Consider the following 24187-nt stretch of genomic DNA (forward strand, 5'->3'; position numbering starts at 1 on the left):
TCTGCTCCCGTCTCCTGGAACAGGCATACCCCACACCACGTCCGGTGTCAGCTACCGAGGATTTTGGCCTTCTGTGCCGCGAATTCCTCTTCGGTCAGTACCCCTTGCGCCTTGAGGTCACCCAGTTGCTTGAGCTGATCCATCTTTGCGGTCATGTCGTCGCCAGGGGGAGGCGGAGGGGGCGCCGCTGCCTGCTGGCTCGCCTGTTGCTGATCTTCCTGCTGTGCCCATCGGCCGCCCTGCCGCCGCGACACGCGGTTGGACACCGCAGTGGCGGTTCCGGCGACGACGGCGGTGCGGGCGACACCACGAAGAAGTCCGGGCATGTTCACTCATCTCCCAGGGTGTGCGGCTCACGCGGTCGCTTCGGTCGCGTCCAGCGAGGCGAGCAGGGCTTGGACGGGAATGCGCCCGCTCGCCACCAACTGCCCACCGCTGCGCCGCATGGCTCGCGCGAAAGGTGCCGCCCAGACGTTCTCGTAGATCAGGATTCCGGCGGAACTGTTCGGCTCCAGCGCGTTCGCGGCCTCTTGGATGTCGTCCTGGCCCAGCAGACCGGACGAGGCGCCCTCGAAGACGGTCAGATCCACCTCGTCCCCGAAATCCTTCAGGTCCAGTGCCGCAACAGACCCATCACTGTCCTTACGGATGAACAGGAGGTCGAGGATGCGGATGATGCCGCGTTCGACCAGGTCGAGGAGGATCGGGAAGCCCTCGCCCGTCATGCGGTTGCCCGGGAACTCGACGACCACGTAGTCGACGGGTCCCATCTGTTCCACGTCATCGCTCATGGCCACTCCTCACGAGCGGTTCGGGGTCCGGGCCTGGCCCGCCGCTCATGTCCGGCGGCGCTCGCCGCGAGAGACGGCGACGAACGGCCCTTTTCAACCATTGCAGCACCCTGGGCAGGGCTTCGCACTTCCGCAGGGTGCCGCACGTCAGTCGGCAGAATGCCGCACGTCAACTGGTCAGCTGGTAGATGCTGTTCCCGGTCAGCCACAGGCCGAGCAGGAGACAGATCACCACGATCGCCTGTTCCTGGTGGCCTTGCATCCAAGCGCGCAGTTTCATCAGCCGCGCCTGGGCAGCCTCAGGAGCGAACACGACGTACAGCTCGGCGGCCAGCAGGCTCGCGGTGGCCAGGATCGCGAATCCGAACAGCGCCAGGTACGACGAAGTGTGCGACAGGTCGGCCTCGAGGACCGTGGCCGCGCCCGCAGCGACCATGCCCCAGGGCTGCAGGAACACGGCAAGTCCTGCCGCCGCCCAGATCGAGCTGCGGTCCATCCGGGAGGTCACGGAAGCGGAGGAGGTGGAGCGGTAGGACGACGACTCGCGGGCCGATCGCATGCGCCGTCGCCGGCGTTCGCCGTAGAGGACCAGCCCGACGCCGATGGCGAGCTTCACCGCGATCCCCGCCGTCGACGGCGCGGATCTGGGCGACGGCGGATCTCCGCCGGTCAGCGTCAGCACCAAGGCCATCACGGCGACGAGACAGGCCAGCCAGGCCAGGATGAAGACCAGCCCTTTCCACACGCCCCTGGTGGAAGACACCACCAGGACGAAAGCCATGATCGGCAGTGGGTCGAGCGTGATGGCCAGCGCGATGAGGAGGAGGTCCAGGACCATGGCGTCCCAATCGTGCGGCGATGTCACGAGCCTACGCAATGACCAAGAAAGCGGCACGTTTTGGCCGACGTGTCCCGCCCCTTGCCGAGATGCCGCCGCGTCCCGCGTCCCCCACGCTGGACGCAGGGAAGGAGCAACGCCATGACGCCTATCGGACGGGTGCCGTCGCGGGTGAGGGACCGTTCGCAGAGCCCGGGTGCAGTACCGGCCGTGTGATGCCCCGCAGAAAGCCCGAGGATCTCGGGGAGCAGCCGAGCAAGGGGAGGCAGGGGGCAAGGGGCGGATCGGGCCGCCGCGTCGGCTCGATCTTCCGGCCGTCATGGTGGCGGGTCCGGTCCCAGGAGCTGGTCACCAGCGCGAAGTGGCTGCACAAGCAGGCCGAGGCACGCTTCCCGGTCATCACCCATCTCGCCGCTCGGATGGTGTCGGTGAACATCTTCGACTCCGCCACCCGGCTGGCGGCGCAGTGCTTCCTGACCGCGGTCCCGCTGCTCTTCGTCGTCGGAGCCTTCGCCCCGGAGGCCGTACGCAAGCAGCTGATCAGCTCCGTACGCGCGGTCTTCGGGCTCAGCGGCGCCGCGAACCAGGAGCTGGCGAAGGTGTATCAGTCCACGGCCAGCAGCCTGCGCGAGGCCACCGGTGTGGTGGGGGCACTGATGCTGCTGCTCTCCGCGACCGCCGTCAGCCGGGCGATGCAGCGGCTGTGCAAGCGGGCCTGGGAGCTGCCGAGGACGGGTACCAAGGTCGCCCCCTGGCGGTGGCTGGCGTGGATCGGCGTCTGGCTGGCCGTCCTCATCGTGCAAGCGCCGCTGCGCAACGGCTTCGGCGCAGGGCTGTGGCTCGGCATCCCGGTCACCGTCGTGTCCCAGACCGTGCTGTGGTGGTGGAGCCAGCACCTTCTGCTCGGCGGCCTGATCCGCTGGCCGCCCCTCCTGCCCGGTGCCTTCCTGACGGCGATCGGCGTGACCGGTCTGTCGGTCGCGGCGCAGTTCTACATGCCACGGGCGCTCAATCGCGCACTGTCCGAGTACGGCTCGGTCGGCACCGTCTTCGTCATGCTCTCGTGGCTCATCGTGGTCTGCGTGGCGATCGCCGTCGGCATCACCGTGGGAGCCGTGGCGGCCCAGCAACCGCTCCTGGCCCGTCACCTGGGCAGCCCGCCCTCCCGCCTGGCCGAAGGGGACGTGAGGCGCGCACCATGAGAGTCATCCGCAGGCGACGACGAGCCCCACCCGTGATGGGTGATGCCTGAGCCGTCTCGCAGCGGTGCAATGAGCCACAGCCGGCGGCGGGAGGGTCCATGGACATCGTGGCCGGAGCGCGCAGCGCCCGGGCGAGACGCTGGCTCGCTCGTTCGGCGATTGCCGCTGGAGCCGCCGCCCTACTCGTGCTGCTGGTGTTCGCGGGACTGAAGAGCGTGGCTCTGGTGGCCGTGGGACTTGGCGGACTGGCCCTGAGCGCGGCCTGCGCGTGGTGGGCACTGACCCGCCGCGGTCTCGGCAGGTTTCTCGCGTTCGTGGTGGGGGCGGCCGCGCCGGTGGCCGTGATCGTGCTGTACGCGCTGTACGACCTGCTGTGGGTGGTCGTCGGCTCCCTCGTACTGTGCGCGGTGGCGGGCTCGGCGGGGCGGGCCGCCCTCAGGCCCCCGAAGCCCGCGCCCACTCCTGAATTCCGTACTCCGCCCCCGAAACGTCCGTTCCTGATCATGAACCCCTGGTCGGGCGGAGGAAAGGTGGGGAAGTTCCACCTCAGGGAAAAGGCCGAGGCACTGGGCGCCGAGGTTCTGGTGCTGGAGGCCGGCGGTCCACGAGATGTCGCCGAGCTCGCGCGCCGGGCCATCAGCGATGGCGCCGACCTGCTCGGCGTCGCGGGCGGCGACGGCACACAGGCTCAGGTCGCCGCGGTCGCCGCGGAACACGACATTCCCTTCCTGGTCCTCCCGGCAGGAACGCGCAACCACTTCGCCCTGGATCTGGGCCTCGACCGGGACGACCCGTCGACATCCCTCGACGCACTCACCGACGGCGTCGAACTCCGTGTCGACCTGGGCTTCATCGGAGAGCTCGCCTTCGTCAACAACGCCTCCTTCGGCACGTACGCGGCAGTGGTGCAAAGCCCCGCCTACCGCAATGACAAGGTGCGCACCATCATGCGGATGATTCCGGACCTGCTCACCTACCGGAGCGGGCCCCGGCTGGTCCTTCGCGCCGCTGACGAGGTGACCGGCGAGCCCGAATCCGTACACGAGCCCCAGGCCGTACTGGTGAGCAACAACCCTTACCGGATGGGCGATCGCGCCGGACTGGGGCGCCGGGACCGGCTGGACTCCGGCATCCTCGGCGTCCTGGGCATCAAGGTCGACAGCCCGGCGCAAGCAGCCGACCTGCTTCGCGGCAAACATGCGCACGGACTTACTGTGCTGACCGTCCGTGAGGTGGTCGTCGACGCGGACGAGCCCGAAGTCCAGGTCGGTGTGGACGGCGAGGCGCTCACCCTGCCGACACCCGTCCGCTGCCGGATCCAGCCGCAGGCCCTGCGCGTACGGGTTCCGCGCGACCGCCCCGGTGTGCCCCCGACGAGCCCGCCGATGGACTGGCGGCGGCTGGGGAAGCTCGCCACGGGCAGCAGTTGAGGCCCCGCCAGGCTTCAGGGCTTGAAGACAGGGCGTGCGCCGGGCAGTTCAGTAACATCGGGCGATGCATCCTCCTCGGCTGATCGCCACCGATCTCGACGGCACCCTCCTGCGCAGCGGCGGTGTTCTCTCGGAGCGCACCGTTCGCGCGCTGCGCGGCGCGGTCGACGCCGGCGCGGAGGTCGTCCTCGTCACCGCCCGGCCGCCCCGCTTCGTCGACATGCTCACCACAGCCAGCGGGCTGGTCGGAACGGCGGTATGCAGCAACGGTGCCCTCGTCTACGACGCCACGGCGCGCACCGTAGTCGAAACACGAGCCCTGCCCCTAGCCGCCGCCCGCCACGTGGCCACCGCACTGTCGAAGGCCGCACCCGGACTGGGCTTCGCCGTGGAAACCGGCCACCAGGTCCTGTACGAGCCGGGGTTCGGGCTGCGATTCCCCGGAGCCGCCGACACCGAGATCGCCGTGGCGTCCCTGCCGGACCTATGGCTGACCGATGTCCCCATCACCAAGCTGCTCGCCTGGTCGGCGCAGCTCGACGCGGACTTCCTGCTCGCAGCCGCGGAAGCCTCGGCAGGCGGGGTGGCGCAGTTCACCCACTCGGGCGGGGCCGGTCTGCTGGAGATCAGCGCGCCGGGTGTCAGCAAGGCGAGCACCCTGGCCGCACTGTGCGCCGCGCGCGGAATCGACGCCACGGAAGTGGTCGCGTTCGGCGACATGCCGAACGACCTGACCATCCTGCAATGGGCAGGCACCGGCTACGCCATGGCCAACGCGCATCCGGCAGTACTCGCTGCGGTGCCGCGGCACACCGCGTCGAACGAGCAGGACGGGGTGGCGGTCGTCCTGGAACAGCTCTTCTGCAACTCTTGACCCTAAGGGGGGTTCCCGTCCGCCTGGTGGCCGCCGCCGTTCTCGTTCTCCCCGCACCAGGCGCGGTACGCGGCCACCGCCGTGGGCAGGGTGGGGAAGATCCGGTCCTCGCCCACGGACCGGGTGAGCCCGTACGCCTCCAGGTCGTCGCGCAAATCCTGTTTGACGCGCGCCATCGCGAACTCGATGCCGCGCCCGGTCAGTTCCCGTCGCAGTGCGTCCAGCGCGTCCAGCGCGGTGATGTCCACCTCCACGTTGGCCTCCGCGTTGAGGACGAACCACCTGACGGGACTCTCCTGCGCAGCCACCTCTGCCAGGGCCCGGCGTCTGAAGTCCTCCGCGTTGGCGAAGAACAGCGGGGAGTCGTAGCGGTAGACCAGCAGCCCGGGGATGATCCGCGCCTGCGGGTAGTCGTCGACGTCGTGCATGCCGGCCAGGCCGGGCACCATGCCCTGGACGGCGTCGTGCGGTCGCGCCACCCTGCTCAGCAGCTCGACGACCGACAGGCCCACGGCCACGAGCACCCCGTAGAGGATGTCCAGGACCAGAACCCCGACCAGGCACCCGACGGCCAGCAGGAGTTCCCTGCGCCGGAAGGAGGCCAGCCGTCGGAAGCCCGACAGGTCGATCATCCGCACAGCGGCGTAGACGACCAGTGCGCCCAGGATGGCCGTGGGTGTGCTGTGGAGCAGCGGGCTGAGGAACAGGAGCACGGCCAGTACGGCCGCGCCCGCGACGAGCGCGTACACCTGGGTGCGTCCACCGGCCGACTGCGCGAGCGCGGTCCGGCTGGCGCTGCTGCTCACCGGGAATCCCTGCAGAGTGCCGGCTCCGAGGTTCGCGGCGCCCAGGGCGAGGAGTTCCTGGTTGGCGTCGAGGCGCGGCCCGCTGTCGTCGGTGGCGAAGGCCCGCGCGGTGAGGATGAAGTCGGTGTAGCCGACGAGCAGGACACCGGCCGCGGGAAGCAGCAGCTCCGGCAGATCGCCGAGCGCCGGGAGCTTCGGGCCGGGCAGCCCGGCCGGGATCTCCCCGATCACCGCGAGGCCGTGGTCCTCCAGGCCGAAAGCCGCCACCACGGCCGTACCGAGCACGACGGCCAGCAAGGGACCGGGAACCGTGCGGGGCAGGCGGGCCGCCAGGAAGAGAAAAAGCAGGGCCACGGCGCTGAAGATCACCGTCGCCAGGTGCGCCTCGCCCAGGTTCTGTACGAAGGACAGCAGCTGCGGGAAGAAGCCGGAGCCCTCCGTCGGGACACCGGTGAGCTTGGTCAGCTGGTCCACCATCATGATCAGTGCAACGCCGGCGAGATAGCCGATCAGAATGGGCTGCGACAGCAGGTCGGCCACGAAGCCGAGCCGCGCGGCCCACGCCAGCAGGCACATCAGGCCGACGGCGACGGCGAGCGCCGAGGCCAGGACGGCGTACCGCGCGGGATCACCCCCGGCGAGCGGCCCCACCACCGTGGCAGTCATCAGCGCAGTCGTCGATTCGGGACCCACCGACAGCAGCCGTGACGAGCCGAGGAAGGCGTACAGGACGATGGCCGGCAGGATCGCCCACAGCCCCACGACCGGCGGCAGACCGGCCACACTCGCGTACGCCATGACCTGCGGCACAAGATAGGCCGCGACGGTGACCCCGGCCACGAGGTCGCCTCGCAGCCAGCCGCGCCGGTATCCCTTGAGGACGGCGAGGCCCGGCGCACCGGGCACGCGAAAGCGCCAACTCATCCGATGGTCACGGCCCGCTCCCCGCCGCCGGCGGGGGCTGGAGCGTCCTCGCCTCGCCCATCGCCGCGCGGGCAGCAGCACCGAGCACTGTCCGGGCTCGGCGTTCGACCAGGATCGGGACGAAAGCTCTCACCCTGGCCTGGCGGAATGAGCCGTATGCGGTCCCGACCGTCGCCTCCACGGTGGCCGCGTCGGCCTGAGGGTAGGCGGCTCTCAGTCGCGCCGCCACGTTCTGAATGGCCACGAGTTCGTCTCGCGAGGCGGGTCGCGCGCCGCTCGGTCGCGTCGCCGGATGCCCGCTGTCCACCAGGCCGGGAGAGCGACTTTCCCCCTCGAAGGACTCGGCCGTCATGGCAGCGCCGGCCCGGCATCGGGGGACGGCAGCCCGACCGTCCCTTGTTCCCCCTGAGCCTTCCGGACGCGCACGGTCGAGGCCCGTGCTCCGCTCCGGACTGTCACAGACTGCATGGCCCACGACCTCCAGACCCCAAAACCTCGGGGCACGTCATCGCCTGACGGCGAAGCCGCCACGCCCCATTCTCCGGCCGACCGGTCAAGATCGCCCCCGGGCCCCGTCCGGGACACCAGCGAGGCGGGCGACGCCGGTTCGGCCCTCGCGTCAGTGCAGGTGCCGCTCCCAGTCCGCGGGCACCGCGCCCTCGGGGCCCGGTGTCGGCTGTCTCATCGGATGCGAGTTGGGGGGAGCCAACTCCGGCCCCTCGTAGTACTCCTGTGTGTTCACGTTCCAGAACCAGCTTTCCCCCGGCTCGAAACTGGTGATGAACGGGTGCCCCACCTGCTTCGCGTGCTTCGTTCCGTGCTGTGAGGGCGACGAGTCGCAGCAGCCGATGTGCCCGCATTCGGCGCAGCGCCGCAGGTGGAACCACCAGCCTGGACCGTCACCGGCCAGACACTCGGCGCACCCGTCACCGCTCGGCCTGGCTGCGAGGTCGATGCCCGGAATCTGGTCGTGTGCCATCAGTTCTCTCCTCGCTCATCCGGAGGCAGGTTCGGTTCGGGAAGTCGGGGAAGTCGGGGAGGCCCGGGACGTGTCGGCAGCGGCGGGCGGCGGTTCCTCGGCGTCCGTGGGTGGTGTGATCGGCAGGCATACGCGGAGTCTCGTGTCGCCCGGCTGCGAGTCCACTCTGATGTCGCCGTGGTGCTTGTTGACCACGATGCGGTAGGAGATGTCGAGGCCCAGGCCGGTGCCCTCGCCGACCGGCTTCGTGGTGAAGAAGGGCTCGAAGATCCGCGGGCGGATGTCGGCCGGGATGCCGGGACCGGTGTCGCGGACCTCGACGAAGAGGTGTTCGCCGTCGCGCCAGGTGGCGATCGTGAGGGTGCCGCTGCCGTTCATCGCGCCGAGCGCGTTGTCGATGAGGTTCGTCCAGACCTGGTTGAGCTCCGCGCCGTACGCCGGGACGGCCGGCAGGTCGTGGTCGTACTCCTTCACCACCCGCACGCCCGGGGGGATCTTGGCCTGCAGCATCACCAGGGTGGCGTCGAGGAGTTCGTGGACGTCGACGGGCTGCTGGGCGGCGCGGTCGAGCTGGGAGTACTGGCGTGCCGCTTCCACGAGGCCGGAGATGCGGCTGACGGCGTCCTCGATCTCCCCCATCAGCAGCTCGGTGTCGATGGTGTACATGAGCCAGCCCACCGCGGCCTGCCGGTTCTCGTCGCCCAGGCTGTCGGTTGCCGCGGACAGCCATGCGGCATCGATGCCACCGGCGACCATGACGGGCGCGATGTCCCAGGACCGGTCGATGTCGTGGCCCTCCAGCCAGTCGGTGACCTCGTCCTCGGCGTCGGCGGCCTCGATCGCCGACAGCTTAGGGGCGTTGTAGGCGCGCTTGACGGCTTCGTCCTGCATCTCGACCAGATGGTGCAGGCGGGTGCCGTCGACCCGGCCGTCGGCGATGAGGGCGAGCTTGTGGCGCATCTTGGTGACCCGGTCGCGCAAGGTGTCGGTGGCTCGTACGGCCGCGGCCGCGGGGTTGTTGAGCTCGTGCGTGAGTCCGGCGGTGAGTGAGCCGAGGGCTTCCAGGCGTTCGCGTTCGCCGATGATGGTGTTGCTGGCGCGGGTGCCGAAGAAGAGGCCTTCGAGCAGATGCAGGGCCATGGGGAACCAGGTGCGTATCGCGTGGGCGAAGTCTTCGGCGGGCAGCACGAAGAGTTCGACGTCGGTGATGGCCTTCAGGGTGTTGAGGTAGACCTGGTCCACCCGGTCCCCGAGGTAGGCCTGAGTGGCTCCGCTGTAGACGCCCACCTGGTCGGTGCGGCCGAACTCGATGTCGTCGCCGTGGAGGCGGCGGACGATGGCGACCGTGCCGCTGAGAAGCACGAAGAAGCAGGTGGCGGGCTCGCCCTGGGAGTAGACGGGCGTTCCGCCCTGACGTACTTCGACGCGGCCGCGCTCGGAGAGCCAGGCCAGTTGCTTGTCGTCGAGGGCCTCGAAGAGGAAGAGGGTCTGCAGTTCGGCCGGGCTGAGTCTGTCGCGGATCGGGGCATTCATTGCGCCTCCAGGTAGCGGTGCACCAGGGAGACGGCCATGGCGCCTTCCCCCACCGCGGATGCGACCCTTTTGACCGAGTCGGCCCGTACGTCGCCGGCGGCGAAGACACCGGGCACGCTGGTCTCGAGGTGGTACGGATCCCGTGCCAGCGGCCATCCCGCGGGGCGTGTCCCCTCGGACAGCAGGTCGGGGCCAGTCAGCACGAAGCCCCGTTCATCACGGGAGACGACGCCTTCCAGCCACTGCGTGGGCGGTTCGGCGCCGATGAAGACGAAGAGCCATGAGGCATCGGTCGTGGTGACAGCGTCGGTGCGGTTGTCGCGCAGTAGCAGGCGCTCAAGATGCGACTCGCCCTCGCCGCCCGCCACTTCGGTGTGCGGGTGCACCTGGATGTTGGGGATGCTCTCGATCTGCTGGATCAGGTAGTGCGACATCGCCCGGGTCAGGTCGGAGCCGCGCACGAGGAGGTGGACGCGTTCGGCGTAGCGGGAGAAGTAGACGGCGGCCTGGCCCGCGGAGTTGGCTCCTCCGACGATGTACACGTCTTCCCCGGTGCAGCTGGCCGCTTCGAAGGACGCCGAGCCGTAGAACACGCCCGCTCCGGTGAACTCGTCCAGGCCCGGCCCTTCCAGCCGCCGGTAGGAGACGCCCGTGGCCAGGACGACGGTGTGGGCCCCGATCGAGGTCCCGTCGCTGAAGCGCAGCACCCGGCCGGCCCCTGCCGCCTCGAGCGAGACCACTTCCCGCGCACTGAGGATCTCGGCGCCGAAACGGGTCGCCTGCCGACGTGCCCGGTCCGTCAGCTGCGCACCGGACACTCCGTCGGGGAAGCCCAGGTAGTTCTCGATACGGCTGCTCTGACCGGCCTGCCCCCCGGTCGCACTCCGCTCCACCAGCACCGTGCGCAGGCCCTCGGAGGCCCCGTAGACGGCGGCGCCGAGACCTGCGGGGCCCGCGCCGATGACGACAACGTCGTAGAAGTCTGCGGCGGGGGTGGTGCTCAGCCCCACCTGGGCGGCGAGTTCGGCCTCGGTCGGCGCCTGCAGGGTCTTGCCGTCGGCCGTGATCACCAGGGGCACGTCATCGGCACTGAGGCCGGCGGCGTCGAGGAGCCGCCCGCCTTCGGGCTCGTCGGCGGCGATCCAGCGGTAGGGCACGAGATTGCGGGCGAGGAATTCCCGTACGGCGAAGGACGGCGCCGACCAGCGGTGGCCGACGATCCTTGTCTCTCCGACCTCCGGGTCGGGTGCGCTCGCCCACACCTCCAGCAGTGCGTCGAGCACCGGATAGAGGTTCTCCTCCGGGGGACTCCACGGCTTGAGCAGGTAATGATCGAGATCGACGATGTTGATCGCGTCGATGGCCGCGCCCGTGTCGGCGTACGCCGTCAGAAGCACCCGTCTGGCGAGCGGGAAGAGGTCCATGGCCGCTTCGAGGAACTGCACGCCGTTCATCGTCGGCATGCGGTAGTCGGCGATCATCACGGCGAGCGGCTCGCCTCGCAGCTTGACCTCGCGCAAGGCGTCCAACGCCTCTTCACCCGAAGGCGCGCGAATGACCCGATACCGGTCGCCGTACCGGCGTCGGAGGTCACGGGCGATGGCTCGGGAGACTCCCGGATCGTCATCGACGGTCAGGATGGTCGGCTTCGCCATGCCCCCCATAATGCGCCGCATCGATCACGAAAGCGATGCGAATGCCCAACTGGGCGGGCCACCGGCGTCGGCCGGTTCAGCGTCCCTTCAGGTGGGCCGGCGCATCATGTTTTCTGCACAGCAACCCTCGGCGAGAGGCAGCAGCCATGAACCGCAGGACCATGTGGATCGTCGGCGCGACGGCCGCGGCCGCCCTCATCGGCGCGGGCACGGGCATTGCCGTGGCGGGCTCCGGCGACGACGACAGCACACCAGCCATCACCGGACCCGCCCTCGACAGGGCAAGCAGCGCCGCGCTCGCCCACACCGGCGGCGGCACGGTCACGGGCACGGAGGTCGGCGACGAAGAGGGCTACTACGAGGTCGAGGTCACGCTCACCAACGGCAAGCAGACGGATGTCCACCTGGACAAGGACTTCAAGGTGCTCAACAGCGCGGCCGACAGCGAGAGCGGCGACCAGGACGGGTCCGGCGACAAGGGCTGAGGGCAGATCGGCCGCTCTGGGCCCCGGCCCGCGGCACCGGCGGAGTCGCGGTGCCGCTGCCGGGCGAGGTCCTACTTCAGACCGAGTTGGGCGCAGGCTGCCTTGTACTTCGGGGTGCAGATCTCCGCGGCCGTGTAGACGCCGTCCTTGATGACCGTCTCCCCGATGTTTTCCTTGGTCACGGAGATGACAGGGACCAGCACCGAGGGGATGGCCTTGGTGGTCGGGCTGTCGACGTCCGTCTGAGCCATGCCGAGTTCCATGCCCCTGGCCAGCAGGATGGCCATCTCGGCGGCGGCAGCGGCCTCGGGCGCGTACGGCTTGTAGACGGTGGCGTACTGCTCGCCCGCGACGATGCGCTGCACGGCGGCGAGCTCGGCGTCCTGGCCGGTGACCGGCGGGATCGGGAAGATGCCGGCCGACTTCAGGGCGGCGATGACGCCGCCCGCCATGCCGTCGTTGGCGGAGTAGACACCGACGATCTTGTCGTTGCCGATCGAGTCGATCGCCGCCTCCATGTTCGCGGTGGCGTTCTCTGGCTTCCAGTCCTTGGTGTCGTACTCCTCGCCGATGTTGACCTTGCCGTCGAGTTCTGTGTGCGCGCCCTTCTTGAACATGGCGGCGTTCGGGTCGGTGACGGCACCGTTCATCATCACTATCCGGCCGTCCTTGGCCTTGTCGCCGAGTGCCGTGAGCAGCGCCTTGCCCTGGACGTGGCCGACCTCTTCGTTGTCGAAGGAGGTGTAGGCGTCGATCGGCCCCTCGGCGAGACGGTCGAAGGCGACGACCGGGATACCTGCGTCGTGGGCCTTCTTGATCGAGCCCGCGATGGCCTTGGAGTCCACCGCGTCCACGATCAGCACATCGACCTTGTCGGCGATCATCGTTTCGACCTGCCGGCTCTGCAGCGCCGCGTCCTGCTTCGCGTTGGCGTAGACCACCTTGCCCTTGTCGTTCGTCAGCTGTCCGATCTTCTCTTTGATGACCGGCAGGTCGAACTTCTCGTAGCGAGCAGCCTCGTTCTCCGGAAGGAGCAGACCGACGGCGATGTCGTCGCTCATCCTCACGCCCGAGCCCTCGTCGCCGCCACAGGCAGCGAGCGAGACAGCCATGGTGGATGCGGCGACAGCAACGGCGGAACGACGCAGTAGTGCGTTCATCTGTGGAACTCAACCTCCCTGACCGACCGCGTTACTGCGGCCGAGGTGGCTGGAAGTCAACTCCACCCCCATAAAAGCGTCAAGAAGTACAATCCTAACGAGATAGCAACGGCGCTCATTCGTTAGCTAAGTGAAGGCAGCACACCACGCCCGCCCTCAGACGGCGGCCGCGTACCGCCAGAAGTCCCGCATCAGATCGGGCGCAGTCGGTCCGGACATCGCACGCTGGCTGAGCAGGATGGTGACCGTGCCGGTGGACGCCGTGATGTGCGCTGCCGTTCCGGTGCCGCCGAGCCAGCCGTAGCGTCCCGGGACGTTCCAGGGGTCGATGGCCTCGACGTCGACCGAGCCGCCGAAGCCCCAGCCCTGGCCCTCCAGGAACAAGGTGCCCGCAGCGCGCTGGGACGGGGTCAGCTGGTCGGTGGTCATCTGCCGCACCGACTCGGGCGACAACAGCGGGCGGCCGCCGGCGGTCCCCTCGGCGAGCAGCATCCTGGCGAATGCGTGCCAGTCGTCGAGGGTCGAGACCAGCCCGCCGGCGCCGGACGGGAACACCGGGAGGCTGCTCCACTGCCCGTCGGGGGCGTCGACCAGTTCGAGAGCGCCCTCCTCATCCGCTTGGTAGTAGCTGGTGAACCGGTCGAGCTTGTCGGCGGGGACTTCGAATCCGGTGTCCGTCATGCCGAGCGGCTCGAACAACCGCTCCGCCAGGAACACGGGCAGCGGACGGCCCGAGGCTCGGGCGATGAGCACGCCCTGAATGTCGGAGGAGGTGTTGTACAGCCACGCGTCCCCCGGCTGGTACAGCAGCGGAATACGGGACAGCGCCCCCATCCACTCGTCCGGCGCCGCGACGAGTTGGGGCCGCGGCGGTCCCTGCTTCAGCTCACTGAACAGCAATTGCACCGCCGGGAGCGAGAAGTCCGACGGGAAGCCGTGCCCGGCGCGGGAGCTGAGCACATCGCGCACCGTGATGGGCCTCGCTGCCGGGACCACGTCGTCTACCGCACTGCCCGGCGTGCGGACGACGGTCGGCTTCGCCAGCTCCGGCAGCCACTGGCCGACCGGGTCGTCCAGGGCGATGCGGCCGTCCTCGACCAGCATCATGACCGCCGCGGCGACCACGGGCTTGGTGATCGAAGCGATACGGAAGATTGAATCCCTGGCCATCGGCGCGGTTCCGTCGACGTCGACGGAACCGACGGCCGCCACCTCGACGCGGTCGCCGCGGGCAACCAGGCCCACCGCGCCCGGCACCGATCCGTTGCTGACGTTCGCCTGAAGGGTGTCGTGCAGGTTGGTCATCGGTCCACCTTCTGGAGAGTGCGGTCGGAAAGGAGACTCCCCCTGCGGCACGGAATCATCGCGCGCCAGTGCTGCGGATTCACCATCAGCGAGGGGGATCAGCCGCCTTCGGCACGGGGCTCGATGCGGAAGTCGAAGGCGACGGTCCCGGGATCGAGTGCCGTCGCCCCGCCGTCGACGGTGAGCACCGCCCCGTTGACGAACGACGCGGCGGGCGAGAGCAGCCAGGCGATCGCCTCGGCGACCTCGTGCGGCTCTCCGGGACGGCCAGCGGGAAGCAGCCGGGTCGCCTCCTCGTACGCCGCATCGACGCCGTGCGCCCCATCGACGCCGCCCTCCCCCAGCCCCGCCTCTTCGGCGAAGCGCACCATGCGCCGGTCAGCCATCTCGGTACGCACCCAGCTGGGGCACACCGTATTGGCGCGCAGCCCCTGTGGCCCGTAGTCGACGGCGAGCGAGCGGCACAGCTGGAGGAGGGCCGCCTTGGACGTTGCGTAGGCGGCGTTGGCCGACCCGTTGCGCAGTGCGGAGACCGAGGCGACGGCGACGACGGAGCCCTTGGCCTTCAGCAGGTGCGGGAGTGCGGCGCGCAGGAGCAGGAAGGGGCCGGTGACGTTGGTCCGCATGACGGTGTCCCAGTCCTCGACCGACAGGTCGCCGACCGCTCCACCTCTCCCCACACCGGCATTGAGTACGACACCGTCGAGTCGGCCGTAGGCAGCCACGGACGCCGCGACGAGATCGCGCACGGCATCGGGATCACCGATGTCGGACGGGTGGGCGAGAACTCCGGTCTCTTTCGCGAGCCGCTCCAGCGGCTCCGGCCGGCGTCCCGAGACAACGACGTGGTGCCCGGCCTCGCGCAGCAGACGGGCGGTGGCCGCGCCGATCCCCGTACCACCGCCGGTAACGAGAACAACTCGCTTGCTCACCATGACTGTTGGCCCTCCTCAACGGCACATCCCAAGAACGTCCCGGCTGCTTCCGTGAACGCCTTGGGTTCCGCCCGGTGGATCAGGTGCCCGGCCGCGATGGTGACCACCCGGGCGCCGGGGATCAGCCTGCCCAACTCGGCCACGCCGTCCTGAGGCACATGACTGCGCGGACCGCCGCCCACGACGAGCGTCTCCGCGGTGATCAGACCCAGCCGCTCCAGCCACGCAGGGGGAGGCGCGTCGATCTGCTTCCTGATGGCGAGCACCATGTCCCAGTCGAAAGTCAGCTCGCCTTCCGGCCTCGCCGGGGTCGTCTTGGCGCGCGGACGTGGAACCGCAACGTCCTCCAGGACGAGCCGGTTAACCCGCCGCGGATGATCCTCGGCGAGCAGAAGGGCCACGATCCCGCCCATCGAATGCCCGATCAGGTCCACCCGGTCGAGCGCGAGCGCGTCCAGGAAACCCACGACGTCGGCACGCATGAGCTCCAGCGAGTACTCCCCCGGCCAGGCGCTCCGGCCGTGACCGCGAAGATCGAGGGCGTAGACACGTCGGCCCGCCGCGAGCGCGACAGCGATGAGATCCCAGTCGGTCACGTCCTCGCCCAGCGCGTGCAGCAGGACGACCGGTGGAGCGTCCGGGGGACCCGAGACCTGAAAGCTCAGCCGGATGCCCCCGACGTCAATGGAGCGATGATCAACCATGGCCGGAACCTACGTGAGGGTTCCGGCCTCCGCAGCGCGGTTCACCCGCAGCCGAACCGTTCCCGCTCGCCAGGCAGTCGACAGAGGCGGGACAAAGCAGGCGTAGGCTGGCCAGAACGCCCCATTGCACCGCGAACGAACGATGGAGGCGCGGCGCATGACCGACCCCTTCGGCTTCCTCAAGACCCCCCGGCGGCCCGTCCCCGCGCGCCCCGTCGAAGAGCGGCTGAGCGACTGGAACGAGGTCCACGCGGGGCAGATCCTGCTTCCGCTCGTCTCCGAGCAGGCGGGGCGCTGCATGGACTGCGGCATACCGTTCTGCCACAGCGGCTGCCCGCTGGGAAATCTCATCCCCGAGTGGAACGCGTACGCGAGGCACGGCGACTGGCGGGCCGCGGCCGAACGGCTGCACGCGACCAACAACTTCCCCGAGTTCACAGGGCGGCTGTGCCCGGCACCGTGCGAGGACGCCTGCGTGCTGGCCATCAACGCCGATCCGGTGACGATCAAGAACGTCGAGCAGGCCATCGCCGACCAGATCTGGGAGCGCGGGTACGCCTCCCCGCAGCCACCGGAGCGGCTCAGTGGGAAGACCGTCGCCGTCATCGGCTCCGGACCCGCCGGACTGGCCGCCGCGCAACAGCTCACCCGTACCGGTCACACCGTCGTCGTCTACGAAAGGGCCGACCGCATCGGCGGACTGCTGCGTTACGGCATCCCCGCGTTCAAGATGGAAAAGCGGCACCTGGACCGCCGCATCGAGCAGATGCGGGCGGAAGGGACCAAATTCCGCATGGGTGTGGACATCGGCAGCGATCTCGACGCCACCGAGCTCAGAAGGCGCCATGACGCCGTGGTCGTCGCCGTCGGAGCCACGCAGCAGCGGGAGCTCCCCGTCCCCGGCCGCGAGCTGTACGGCATCCATCAGGCCATGGACTATCTGACCCTCGCCAACCGCGTCAGGGAAGGCGACTACACCTCGCCCCCCGTCACCGCCGAGGGAAAGCACGTGGTGATCGTCGGTGGCGGGGACACCGGCTCGGACTGTCTGGGCACCGCCTTGCGCCAGGGCGCGGCCTCCGTGGTGCAGCTGGACATCAATCCGGAGCCGGGCGGCTCCCGGCCGGACGCCGAGCCCTGGCCCACGTATCCGAAGGTCTACCGGATCTCCCACGCCCATGAGGAGGCCCGCGGGCGGGAGGGCACGGATCCAAGGGTCTTCGCCTCCGCCACGCTCCGCTTCGAAGGGGACCCGGCCGGACAGGTGCGCGCGCTGCGGCTGTCGGAAGTGGAACCCGGGCACAGAAGTCCGCGGCCGGACACCGAGCGGGTGATCCCGGCGGAACTGGTCCTGCTCGCCCTCGGCTTCTCGGGTCCCGAACGGGGCACAGGTCTGATGGAGCAGCTGGGACTCTGGCTGGACGAGCGGGGGAACTTCGCGCGGGACGCCGCCTTCGCGGCCGAAGCGACGGAGCCGGCCGAGGCGACGGGCCGTGCCAGGAGGGACGGGGTCTTCGTGGCGGGCGACGCGGGACGCGGCCAGTCCCTGGTGGTGTGGGCCATCGCGGAGGGGCGTTCCGCCGCGGCGGCGACGGACCGCTATCTGACCGGCTCCACCGTGCTCCCGGCTCCCGTCGCCCCGACGGACCGGCCCCTGATGGCCTGACGATTGGCCCCTGGTGGCCTGACGATAATTCGCGTGCCCGCGCAGCCGCTCCGGAGCTACTGTGAAGCTCGTTCAGGTGCGCAGGCTGCGGCTACTTCTCCTGTCAAGAGAGAAACGCGGGTTCGAATCCCGCCGCCGGCTCGCGCCGGTGTCGTCCAGCGGCCAAGGACTCTTATGTGCCGTCGCCGATCTTGATCTCTGAACATCACGACGCGAGCCGTCCGCCACAAGAAACCAGGCGGACGGCTTCGTCGCAGCTGCCCCTTCGCCCCGCTCACGGCACAGTGGGACGTATGAACGCAAACGACACCAGCATTCTCGCCCGCGCACGCGTGGCGACCAGACTTCCCGCCCAGGACCTGGACCGGGCGCGGCAGTTCTACTCCGAGACGCTCGGGCTCGAACCGGTCGACGAGCGGCCCGGCGGGCTGCTGTACCGCTGCGGAGGCGTGGACTTCGCCCTGTTCCAGTCCGCGGGCTCGTCACCCGGCACCTTCACCCAGATGGGGTGGGAGGTCGACGACATCGAGGCAGTCGTGTCGGAACTCGGGCGACGCGGCGTCATGTTCGAGGAGGTCGACCTTCCCGGACTGCGTACGAGTGGTGGAATCGCCGAGATCGACGGGAACTACCCGAGCAAGGGCGCACGGGGTGAACGCGGCGCCTGGTTCCGCGACAGCGAGGGGAACATGCTGGGCATCGGAGAGCCGGTCGTCTGATCACCGGGGCGCGCCAGGCCGGGTCTCAAAGTCCCGTCACCGGGCCGTCGGCGACGGCGTGGGGCCGGGCTTGGGGCCGGGCTTCGGGCCGTACGCGGTCAGGAAGCGGTCGCGGAAGGCGTCCATCTTCCAGACCGGGCCCTTCGGGTCGGGCTTCAGGCCGTCCTGCCAGCCCCAGCCGGAGATCCGGTCCAGCACGGCCGGGTCGTGGGCGACGATCGCGATCGGTACGTCCCGGCTGGCGTGGTCGCCGGAGACCTTCGACACCGGCTGGTGGTCGCCGAGGAAGACGAGCACGGTGTTCTTGTTGCCGTACTTCTCCACGTAGGAGATCAGGCTCTCCAGTGAGTACTGGATGGACTTGGCGTACTCGGCGCGCAACTCGCCGGAGTCCTTCCACACGTCCACGGGGTCCTTGCCCGCCTTCTCGATGGCGTCGTATTCGGAGCCGTCACCGATCTCGTCCCAGCCGAGGGTCTTGGGGAGGGGTGCCCAGGGGTTGTGGCTGGAGGTCAGGATGATCTCCGACATCAGCGGCTTGTCGTGCTTCTTGCCGTGCTCCAGGCGCTCGAAGGCCTTCAGGGCGTACTGGTCGGGCATGGTCGACCAGCTGAACTCCGGGCCCTCGTACCCGAGATGCCGCGAATCGTAGACCTTGTCGAAGCCGTAGAACTTGCCCTCCGGCCAGTTCTTGGTGACGCCCGGCATGATGCCGACCGTCCGCCAGGCGCCGGTGCTCCGGAAGGCGCCGGGGAGGGTCAGATGGTCCCCGGCGGTGATGGTGCGGTAGCGCTGCTGGTTCTCGATCCACAGGCCCGACGCGAAGGTGGAGTGGGCCAGCCAGCTGCCGCCGCCGTACGTCGGAGAGGTGAGCCAGCCGCTCCTGGCCGAGTACCCGGCCGCGCGCAGCCGCTTGGTCCCGCCGGCGAGTACCGCGTCGACCCCCGGCGCCATCGACGGGTCCTCGACCGCGCTGCGGCCGTAGCTCTCGATGAAGGTGAAGATGACGTCCTTGCCGCGCAGTCCGGTCAGCAACTGGTCGGGCGGGGTGTCGCGGAAGGCGTCGACGGCGGCCTCCTTGGCGAACGCCTTCTCGTCCTTCAGGGTCGCGTTCACGAGGTCCACACGGTTGTTCACGAGCGCGTAGGTGTTCCTGGAGGCGACCGGCGCTCCGGCGAGCTGCAGCCCGAGCGCCGCGCAGGTTATCCAGGCGGTCCCGAGTACCAGAGTCGTACGGGTCGCCACGGCGCTGTGCCGGGCCATGAGGTTGCTGAGCCGGACGACCGCCAGCGTCATGAGGACGAGCAGGGCGAGCACGAGGATCACGACCACGATGACGACACCGATCGCGCCCGCCCGGCCTATCGAGTCCTGGAGGAACGACTCGCCGTCGTCGAGCAGGATCCAGTCGAGCACAAGGTTGAACCCCCGGCCGAAGACCTCGTGGAAGCCCATGTCGAGGAAGTTGAGGAGGGTCAGCATGCCGAGGACCGCCCCGGCGAGAACCGCCGCCGCACGCCTCGCCCTCGTCGGCAGGGCAAGCAGTACGGCGGCGCCGAGTATCCCCTCCACCGGTATGCGTATGAACGTGCTGGGCGTGAGGCGGGCGGCGTCCTGCGGCATGAGGAGGGCGAAGAATACGAGCAGGGCGGCCAGGGCGGTGGTCGTCCACGCCACCGCACGCGCCGCGGCCGGATGCCTGTCCCGCCGGCTGCCGCCGGCGTGGGGCTCGTCCGGGTCGTCGCCGGTGGCGTCACCTGCGGTGCAGTCCCGACCCGCGGCGTCGTCGTCCGGCGTGCGCTCCGAGGGGCCGTCCGGCGCCGGGCACTCCTCTGTGGATGCCATGTCCGCGGGCGGCAGCTGGCTGGAGCGCGTGAAGAGCGACACGCCGGAGGTCCTTCCGTACGAAGCCGGGTGGTGGCACGGCGGACCAGGCTCGTGAGGTCGGGGCCGCGCCCATGTGTACGGCCTGCCTGCGGCTTTTGTTCAATCACCGGGGTCGCCCGCGCGGGAAGCGTACGCGGGGAGGGTGAACTGGTTGACGGGGTCCCCCTGTTGCCGGAGCTGACCGGCCCGCCGCTCAGGCAACACCCGTGGTCCAGCGCTGGTCGCGGTCTCCGTCCGCGGGGTCGAAGTCGAGGGGAGCGCCCTCGGAGCCGCCCAGGGGTTCAAGAGCGAAGTCCGGCGCGATCCGTGGCCGTACGGCTCCCGATCCATCAACGGTGAAGAGCAGATTCAGCCCGTTCGGGCCTTCGACCGAGGCGCAGGTCCAGATACCGACGCCACGGTCGGTGTCACCGCGCGAGTCCAGGCAGTAGTCGGGGTCCTCTTTGCTGTGCAGGAGTCCGATGGAGTCCAGGCTCCACTGCTGGGTCGGGGCGCCACTGCAGCGGGCGGTGATGACGTCGGTACGGTTCTCCATCACGCCGTTCACGATGTCCAGGCACAGCCCGGAATCCGCATTCACCACCGAGGTGAAGCCGCTCCCCGCGGCGATCGGCGACGGCGGGGGCGGGAGCTCCTTCGAGGCAGTGGGCGCCGGGGTCTTGCGGGCGGCGGGCGAGGCGGTGGGGCTCGGCGCGGGTGAAGGCTTCTTCGACGGCTGCCGGGTGGGACTCTTCGTCGGGGCGGGGGCGGGCGCGGCAACGGCCGGCCAGCTCTCCCTGAGCGGGGGCTCCTTCGCACGCACGCGTGCCGGACCGGAGTCCTCGGAGGCGTACGCCAGCAGAGTGCCGGCGACGACGGCGCCCGCGACCGCCACGGCGACGAGGACGACGGTCCGGGACGGCCGGCTCGCGCCCTTGCGCGACGTCCCGTCGCGCCCCGGCAGCGTCCCGGGAGCGGAGTACGCCGGCATGGTGGCCGTGGCCTTCGACCGGTCGGGCTGCGCCGGTACGGCATCGAGCAGCCCGCGCACCGGACCGCGGTCCGCGTACGCCGGTCCGCCCCAGCCGAGCAGCCCTTCGGCGAACACGGTACGGGGGTCGTTCCCCATCCGAGCCAGCTCCGCGAGCAGCCGCGTGCAGCTGGGGCATTCCGCCAGGTGGAGCGTCAGATCCTCGCTGTGCCGCCGGTCCCCCGGCCGCGCCGCCGCCTCGATGATGCGGCGGAAGCCCAGGCACTTCCTGTCCCCGCCACGCTCCAGATAGGCCCGCAGATAAGCCTGCCGCATGGCGTCCTGTGCCTTGTCCCGCAGCTCCGGAACGAGCTCCGGCTTGACGCTGAGGAAGGTGGCGACGGTGGCGTCGGGTTCCGCGTCCACCACCGCGTACCAGAGGATGCCCCGTGTCAGCTCCGGCAGCCGGTAGAAGCCGGTGAGCATCGCGGACGACGCCTCGAACCGGAGCCGGGACATGGGCACATCCGGTGCGGTGAAGTCGGCCGTCTCGTCGATCCATGCGGCGAAATCGGGTTCGAGCCGGTCCCGGCGGCTGCCGACGGCCCAGGCGAGCCCCACCCGCTGAACGAGCATCAGGACATGGTGCCGCCAGTTCCCCCGGGGTTCGATGCCCCGGCATGCCTCCTGAACGGCCAGGTCGAAGGCCTGTACGGCCAGTTGGTTCCCGGCGACCTGATGGCGTCCGCAGAGCCGGGCGTAGGTGAGGACAGCGGACAGGTGGCGGCGCTTGAGCTCCTGGGCGGCGGGATGGGCGGCAGGCGCACCGGCGCGGATGCGTTCGGTGAGCTCCGCGTCCGACAGGGCGGCGTAGACCGGCTTCTCGTCCGCGGGACCGGGACCGATCTGGTGGAGCTCTGGCACCCTCTTGACTCCTCGTTCACTACTGCGCGAGCGACCCGCCGACCAGTGGAAACACGCCGGTGTTACCGGCAAGAAACAAGAGCCCATAGTGAAGCAGCCGGCACGTCAGGGAAAGGTGTTTCCGCGGGTAAGTCGCTGCTCGCGGCGAGACCGACCGCCGCGCGCTCAACTCGCCCGCCACGGCGGGAAGCAGTCGCTCCCGCCCATGCGTCACTCGGCACCGTTCCCGAGGCCGGCGAACAGCCCGCCCGGCACTGCGTCCGAGCTGCTCCGGTGCGATGCTGGACGAGAGACGCGGAGGTCGCCATGGGGTTCTACGCCGAGCGGGTCCTACCGCGGGTTGTCAACGTCGCCTGCGGAGCCAAGACCGCCCAGCCGCTGCGACGCCGAGTCTGCGAGGGCCTGAAGGGCGAAGTCGTCGAGATCGGGTTCGGGACGGGGCACAACGTTCCTTTCTACCCGGACACCGTCACCGGCGTGGCCGCGGTCGAGCCTTCCGATGCCGGATGGAGGATTGCCGGCGAGCGCGTCCGGGCGTCACGGATCCCGGTGCGGCGCGCCGGGCTTGACGGGCAGTCGCTGCCCTTCGAGGACGACAGTTTCGACACCGCGTTGTCCACGTGGACGCTGTGCACCATTCCCGATGCCGACGCCGCGCTGCGCGAAGTGCGCCGCGTTCTCAAGCCCGGTGGGACTCTGCATTTCGTCGAGCACGGGCTGGCCCCAGAAGGGGACGAGAACGTCCGCCGCTGGCAACGACGCCTCGAGCCGGTGAACAAGCGGCTCTTCGGCGGGTGCCACCTCACCCGGCCGATCGTCGACATGCTGACCAGCGCGGGGTTCACGATTTCGGAACTGGACGTGTTCTACGAGAAGGGTGCGCCGAAGCCCATGGGTGCCGATTCCCTCGGCGTCGCCCTGTCCGCCTAGGTCCTGTCCGGCCTGATCGACCGGACAGGGCCTAGCTCTCCCCAGTCCTCAAAATCTATGGCGGACAAGGTAGAAATTAGATGGCCACGCAGCTAAAGTTTCTTGCGTAGCCGATCACGTCGGCGATACGCAACACAGCCGACTGGTGCGAGCGCACGCCAAGCCGTGTGCGGCACCAGATGTTCAGCCCAACACACCCCCAAGAAAGAGAGGAGCAGACGCCATCAGGATCGCCCGGGCGATACTCCGGTTCGCCCGGGTGCCGCAGACCCCGATGGGAAGGTGGTCCCCGGTCACGCATCCGCGATCCCCGCACGTCCGGTCTCAAGGACGGACCAGCGGAATACGAAAGCCAGCGCACAGCGCCGGCAGATGGTGTTGATACCCCTCGGGGCCCCGGTGTCTACGCACCGGGGCCCCTCGACGCGTTTCAGAACAGGTGCGAATGCCCCAAGAAACCCCCTCGCCCGCCGCCGACCGGTTCGACGATGACGACTACCCCGCGTACACCATGGGCCGTGCCGCCGAAATGATCGGCGCCACGCCCGGCTTCCTCCGGGCCGTGGGCGAGGCCCGGCTGATCACCCCACTGCGGTCCGAGGGCGGCCATCGCCGCTACTCCCGCTACCAGCTGCGCATCGCCGCCCGGGCGCGCGAGCTCGTCGACGGCGGTACGCCGATCGAGGCGGCCTGCCGCATCGTCATTCTGGAGGACCAGCTCGAGGAGGCCCTGCGACTCAATGAAGAACTGCGACGGTCCACGGCAGACTCGAGCGGGGCGGCCGACTCCTGACAGCGCCCCCAGCTCGACAGACAGCCGATATCTGTCGCGACAGGCATAGATATTCGAGCAACGGGCGATGAGGGTTTATGGTGCGACGGGCGGAGTGATATTACTCGCCGCGCCCGGCCGCTTGCGTCGTGCTACCGTTGTTCTCAGTTGCAGTTGTGGTTCCCAAAGACTTCAAGTGCTCGGACCGGTATCAATGCCGGATCGTGCACTTATGTATTTCCGGATGTATTTCCGGACGGGGCAATCATCAAGGCGACGCGGAGTTCGCACAGTGCGGGCTCCGGCACTGCCCCGAAGGAGATAAGACATGGCTACTGGCACCGTCAAGTGGTTCAACGCGGAAAAGGGCTTCGGCTTCATCGAGCAGGAGGGTGGCGGCCCCGACGTCTTCGCCCACTACTCGAACATCGCCACCCAGGGCTTCCGTGAGCTTCAGGAAGGCCAGAAGGTGAACTTCGACGTCACGCAGGGCCAGAAGGGCCCGCAGGCCGAGAACATCGTTCCCGCCTGAGGCTGAAACGCACAACGCAGCTGGGGCCCGCACCTTGGGGTGCGGGCCCCGGCTCGTTGCTTTTTCCGGGTTTGGCCAGGCCGCAGTGACGTCATATGCGGCGAGACGTCATACGTTTCAACGCCGCAGGGCGGTCGATCCGCCCCCCTGCTCCTGCCGGACACACGTCCGCCCGATCCCCCATGAT

The 24187-nt window shown here is 69.4% G+C and carries 23 protein-coding genes; 9 read left to right on the plus strand and 14 right to left on the minus strand.

Going from position 1 to position 24187, the window contains the following annotated elements; all coding sequences use genetic code 11:
• Nucleotides 1-47: 47 nt before the first annotated feature.
• From OG741_RS03800 to OG741_RS03810, 3 genes are all read right to left on the minus strand, one after another.
• Nucleotides 48-326 (minus strand): SHOCT domain-containing protein, encoded by a 279-nt coding sequence (locus OG741_RS03800; RefSeq protein ID WP_405595126.1) that lies wholly within the window; start codon nt 324-326, stop codon nt 48-50.
• A gap of 27 nt (nt 327-353) precedes the next feature.
• Nucleotides 354-791 (minus strand): DUF6325 family protein, encoded by a 438-nt coding sequence (locus OG741_RS03805; RefSeq protein ID WP_266485271.1) that lies wholly within the window; start codon nt 789-791, stop codon nt 354-356.
• A gap of 169 nt (nt 792-960) precedes the next feature.
• Nucleotides 961-1629, minus strand: a complete 669-nt coding sequence (locus OG741_RS03810) for a GAP family protein (RefSeq protein WP_405605369.1) — start codon at nt 1627-1629, stop codon at nt 961-963.
• Between the two features lie 215 nt (nt 1630-1844).
• On the opposite strand from OG741_RS03810, the gene OG741_RS03815 reads away from it, so the two are divergent.
• The 3 genes from OG741_RS03815 to OG741_RS03825 all read left to right on the plus strand — a co-directional run bounded on the left by OG741_RS03815 (nt 1845) and on the right by OG741_RS03825 (nt 5135).
• A complete protein-coding gene (locus OG741_RS03815; RefSeq protein WP_405595128.1) occupies nt 1845-2831 on the plus strand; it encodes a YhjD/YihY/BrkB family envelope integrity protein in 987 nt (328 codons plus the stop codon).
• 98 nt (nt 2832-2929) lie between these two features.
• Nucleotides 2930-4261: a diacylglycerol/lipid kinase family protein gene (locus tag OG741_RS03820; RefSeq protein WP_405595130.1), complete on the plus strand. Its 1332-nt coding sequence runs from the start codon at nt 2930-2932 to the stop codon at nt 4259-4261.
• 64 nt (nt 4262-4325) lie between these two features.
• Complete coding sequence (locus tag OG741_RS03825; protein ID WP_405595132.1) at nt 4326-5135, plus strand: Cof-type HAD-IIB family hydrolase; 810 nt, start codon at nt 4326-4328, stop codon at nt 5133-5135.
• Nucleotides 5136-5137: 2 nt separating this feature from the next.
• On the opposite strand, the gene OG741_RS03830 is transcribed toward OG741_RS03825, so the two are convergent.
• The 5 genes from OG741_RS03830 to OG741_RS03850 all read right to left on the minus strand — a co-directional run bounded on the left by OG741_RS03830 (nt 5138) and on the right by OG741_RS03850 (nt 11032).
• The gene (locus tag OG741_RS03830) at nt 5138-6865 is read right to left on the minus strand and encodes a SulP family inorganic anion transporter (protein WP_405595134.1); all 1728 of its coding nucleotides are present in this window, start codon (nt 6863-6865) and stop codon (nt 5138-5140) included.
• A 7-nt stretch (nt 6866-6872) separates the two neighbouring features.
• Nucleotides 6873-7217: a three-helix bundle dimerization domain-containing protein gene (locus OG741_RS03835; protein WP_405595136.1), complete on the minus strand. Its 345-nt coding sequence runs from the start codon at nt 7215-7217 to the stop codon at nt 6873-6875.
• 267 nt (nt 7218-7484) lie between these two features.
• Complete coding sequence (locus OG741_RS03840) at nt 7485-7844, minus strand: UBP-type zinc finger domain-containing protein (RefSeq protein ID WP_405595138.1); 360 nt, start codon at nt 7842-7844, stop codon at nt 7485-7487.
• Between the two features lie 15 nt (nt 7845-7859).
• Nucleotides 7860-9377, minus strand: a complete 1518-nt coding sequence (locus tag OG741_RS03845; RefSeq protein WP_405595140.1) for an ATP-binding protein — start codon at nt 9375-9377, stop codon at nt 7860-7862.
• On the minus strand, nt 9374-11032 hold the full coding sequence (locus OG741_RS03850; protein ID WP_405595142.1) for an FAD-dependent oxidoreductase: 1659 nt from the start codon (nt 11030-11032) through the stop codon (nt 9374-9376). Before OG741_RS03850 ends, OG741_RS03845 begins: the two co-directional genes overlap by 4 nt.
• A 146-nt stretch (nt 11033-11178) precedes the next feature.
• On the opposite strand from OG741_RS03850, the gene OG741_RS03855 reads away from it, so the two are divergent.
• Entirely contained in the window at nt 11179-11517 is a 339-nt protein-coding gene (locus tag OG741_RS03855) for a hypothetical protein (RefSeq protein WP_405595144.1), read from the plus strand.
• Between the two features lie 71 nt (nt 11518-11588).
• On the opposite strand, the gene OG741_RS03860 is transcribed toward OG741_RS03855, so the two are convergent.
• The 4 genes from OG741_RS03860 to OG741_RS03875 all read right to left on the minus strand — a co-directional run bounded on the left by OG741_RS03860 (nt 11589) and on the right by OG741_RS03875 (nt 15621).
• On the minus strand, nt 11589-12677 hold the full coding sequence (locus tag OG741_RS03860; protein ID WP_405595146.1) for a sugar ABC transporter substrate-binding protein: 1089 nt from the start codon (nt 12675-12677) through the stop codon (nt 11589-11591).
• A 156-nt stretch (nt 12678-12833) separates the two neighbouring features.
• Complete coding sequence (locus OG741_RS03865) at nt 12834-13982, minus strand: serine hydrolase domain-containing protein (protein ID WP_405595148.1); 1149 nt, start codon at nt 13980-13982, stop codon at nt 12834-12836.
• A 98-nt stretch (nt 13983-14080) separates the two neighbouring features.
• Nucleotides 14081-14917: an SDR family NAD(P)-dependent oxidoreductase gene (locus OG741_RS03870; RefSeq protein WP_405595150.1), complete on the minus strand. Its 837-nt coding sequence runs from the start codon at nt 14915-14917 to the stop codon at nt 14081-14083.
• Nucleotides 14911-15621, minus strand: a complete 711-nt coding sequence (locus OG741_RS03875; RefSeq protein ID WP_405595152.1) for an alpha/beta fold hydrolase — start codon at nt 15619-15621, stop codon at nt 14911-14913. Before OG741_RS03875 ends, OG741_RS03870 begins: the two co-directional genes overlap by 7 nt.
• 157 nt (nt 15622-15778) lie before the next feature.
• On the opposite strand from OG741_RS03875, the gene OG741_RS03880 reads away from it, so the two are divergent.
• A complete protein-coding gene (locus OG741_RS03880) occupies nt 15779-17287 on the plus strand; it encodes a glutamate synthase subunit beta (protein WP_405595154.1) in 1509 nt (502 codons plus the stop codon).
• Nucleotides 17288-17580: 293 nt separating this feature from the next.
• On the plus strand, nt 17581-18006 hold the full coding sequence (locus tag OG741_RS03885; RefSeq protein ID WP_405595156.1) for a VOC family protein: 426 nt from the start codon (nt 17581-17583) through the stop codon (nt 18004-18006).
• A 36-nt stretch (nt 18007-18042) separates the two neighbouring features.
• Here the strand turns inward: OG741_RS03885 and OG741_RS03890 are convergent, their stop codons facing one another.
• Entirely contained in the window at nt 18043-19893 is a 1851-nt protein-coding gene (locus OG741_RS03890; RefSeq protein ID WP_405595158.1) for a sulfatase-like hydrolase/transferase, read from the minus strand.
• Between the two features lie 193 nt (nt 19894-20086).
• Nucleotides 20087-21766 (minus strand): ricin-type beta-trefoil lectin domain protein, encoded by a 1680-nt coding sequence (locus tag OG741_RS03895; protein WP_405595160.1) that lies wholly within the window; start codon nt 21764-21766, stop codon nt 20087-20089.
• A gap of 306 nt (nt 21767-22072) precedes the next feature.
• On the opposite strand from OG741_RS03895, the gene OG741_RS03900 reads away from it, so the two are divergent.
• The 3 genes from OG741_RS03900 (at nt 22073) to OG741_RS03910 (ending at nt 24000) form a co-directional block, all read left to right on the plus strand.
• A complete protein-coding gene (locus OG741_RS03900) occupies nt 22073-22696 on the plus strand; it encodes a class I SAM-dependent methyltransferase (RefSeq protein ID WP_405595162.1) in 624 nt (207 codons plus the stop codon).
• A 445-nt stretch (nt 22697-23141) separates the two neighbouring features.
• A complete protein-coding gene (locus OG741_RS03905; protein WP_266485227.1) occupies nt 23142-23489 on the plus strand; it encodes a MerR family transcriptional regulator in 348 nt (115 codons plus the stop codon).
• 307 nt (nt 23490-23796) lie between these two features.
• A complete protein-coding gene (locus tag OG741_RS03910; protein WP_018536328.1) occupies nt 23797-24000 on the plus strand; it encodes a cold-shock protein in 204 nt (67 codons plus the stop codon).
• The last annotated feature ends 187 nt before the right edge of the window (nt 24001-24187 follow it).

The organism is Streptomyces sp. NBC_01410, from assembly GCF_045040195.1.
GTDB lineage: Bacteria > Actinomycetota > Actinomycetes > Streptomycetales > Streptomycetaceae > Streptomyces.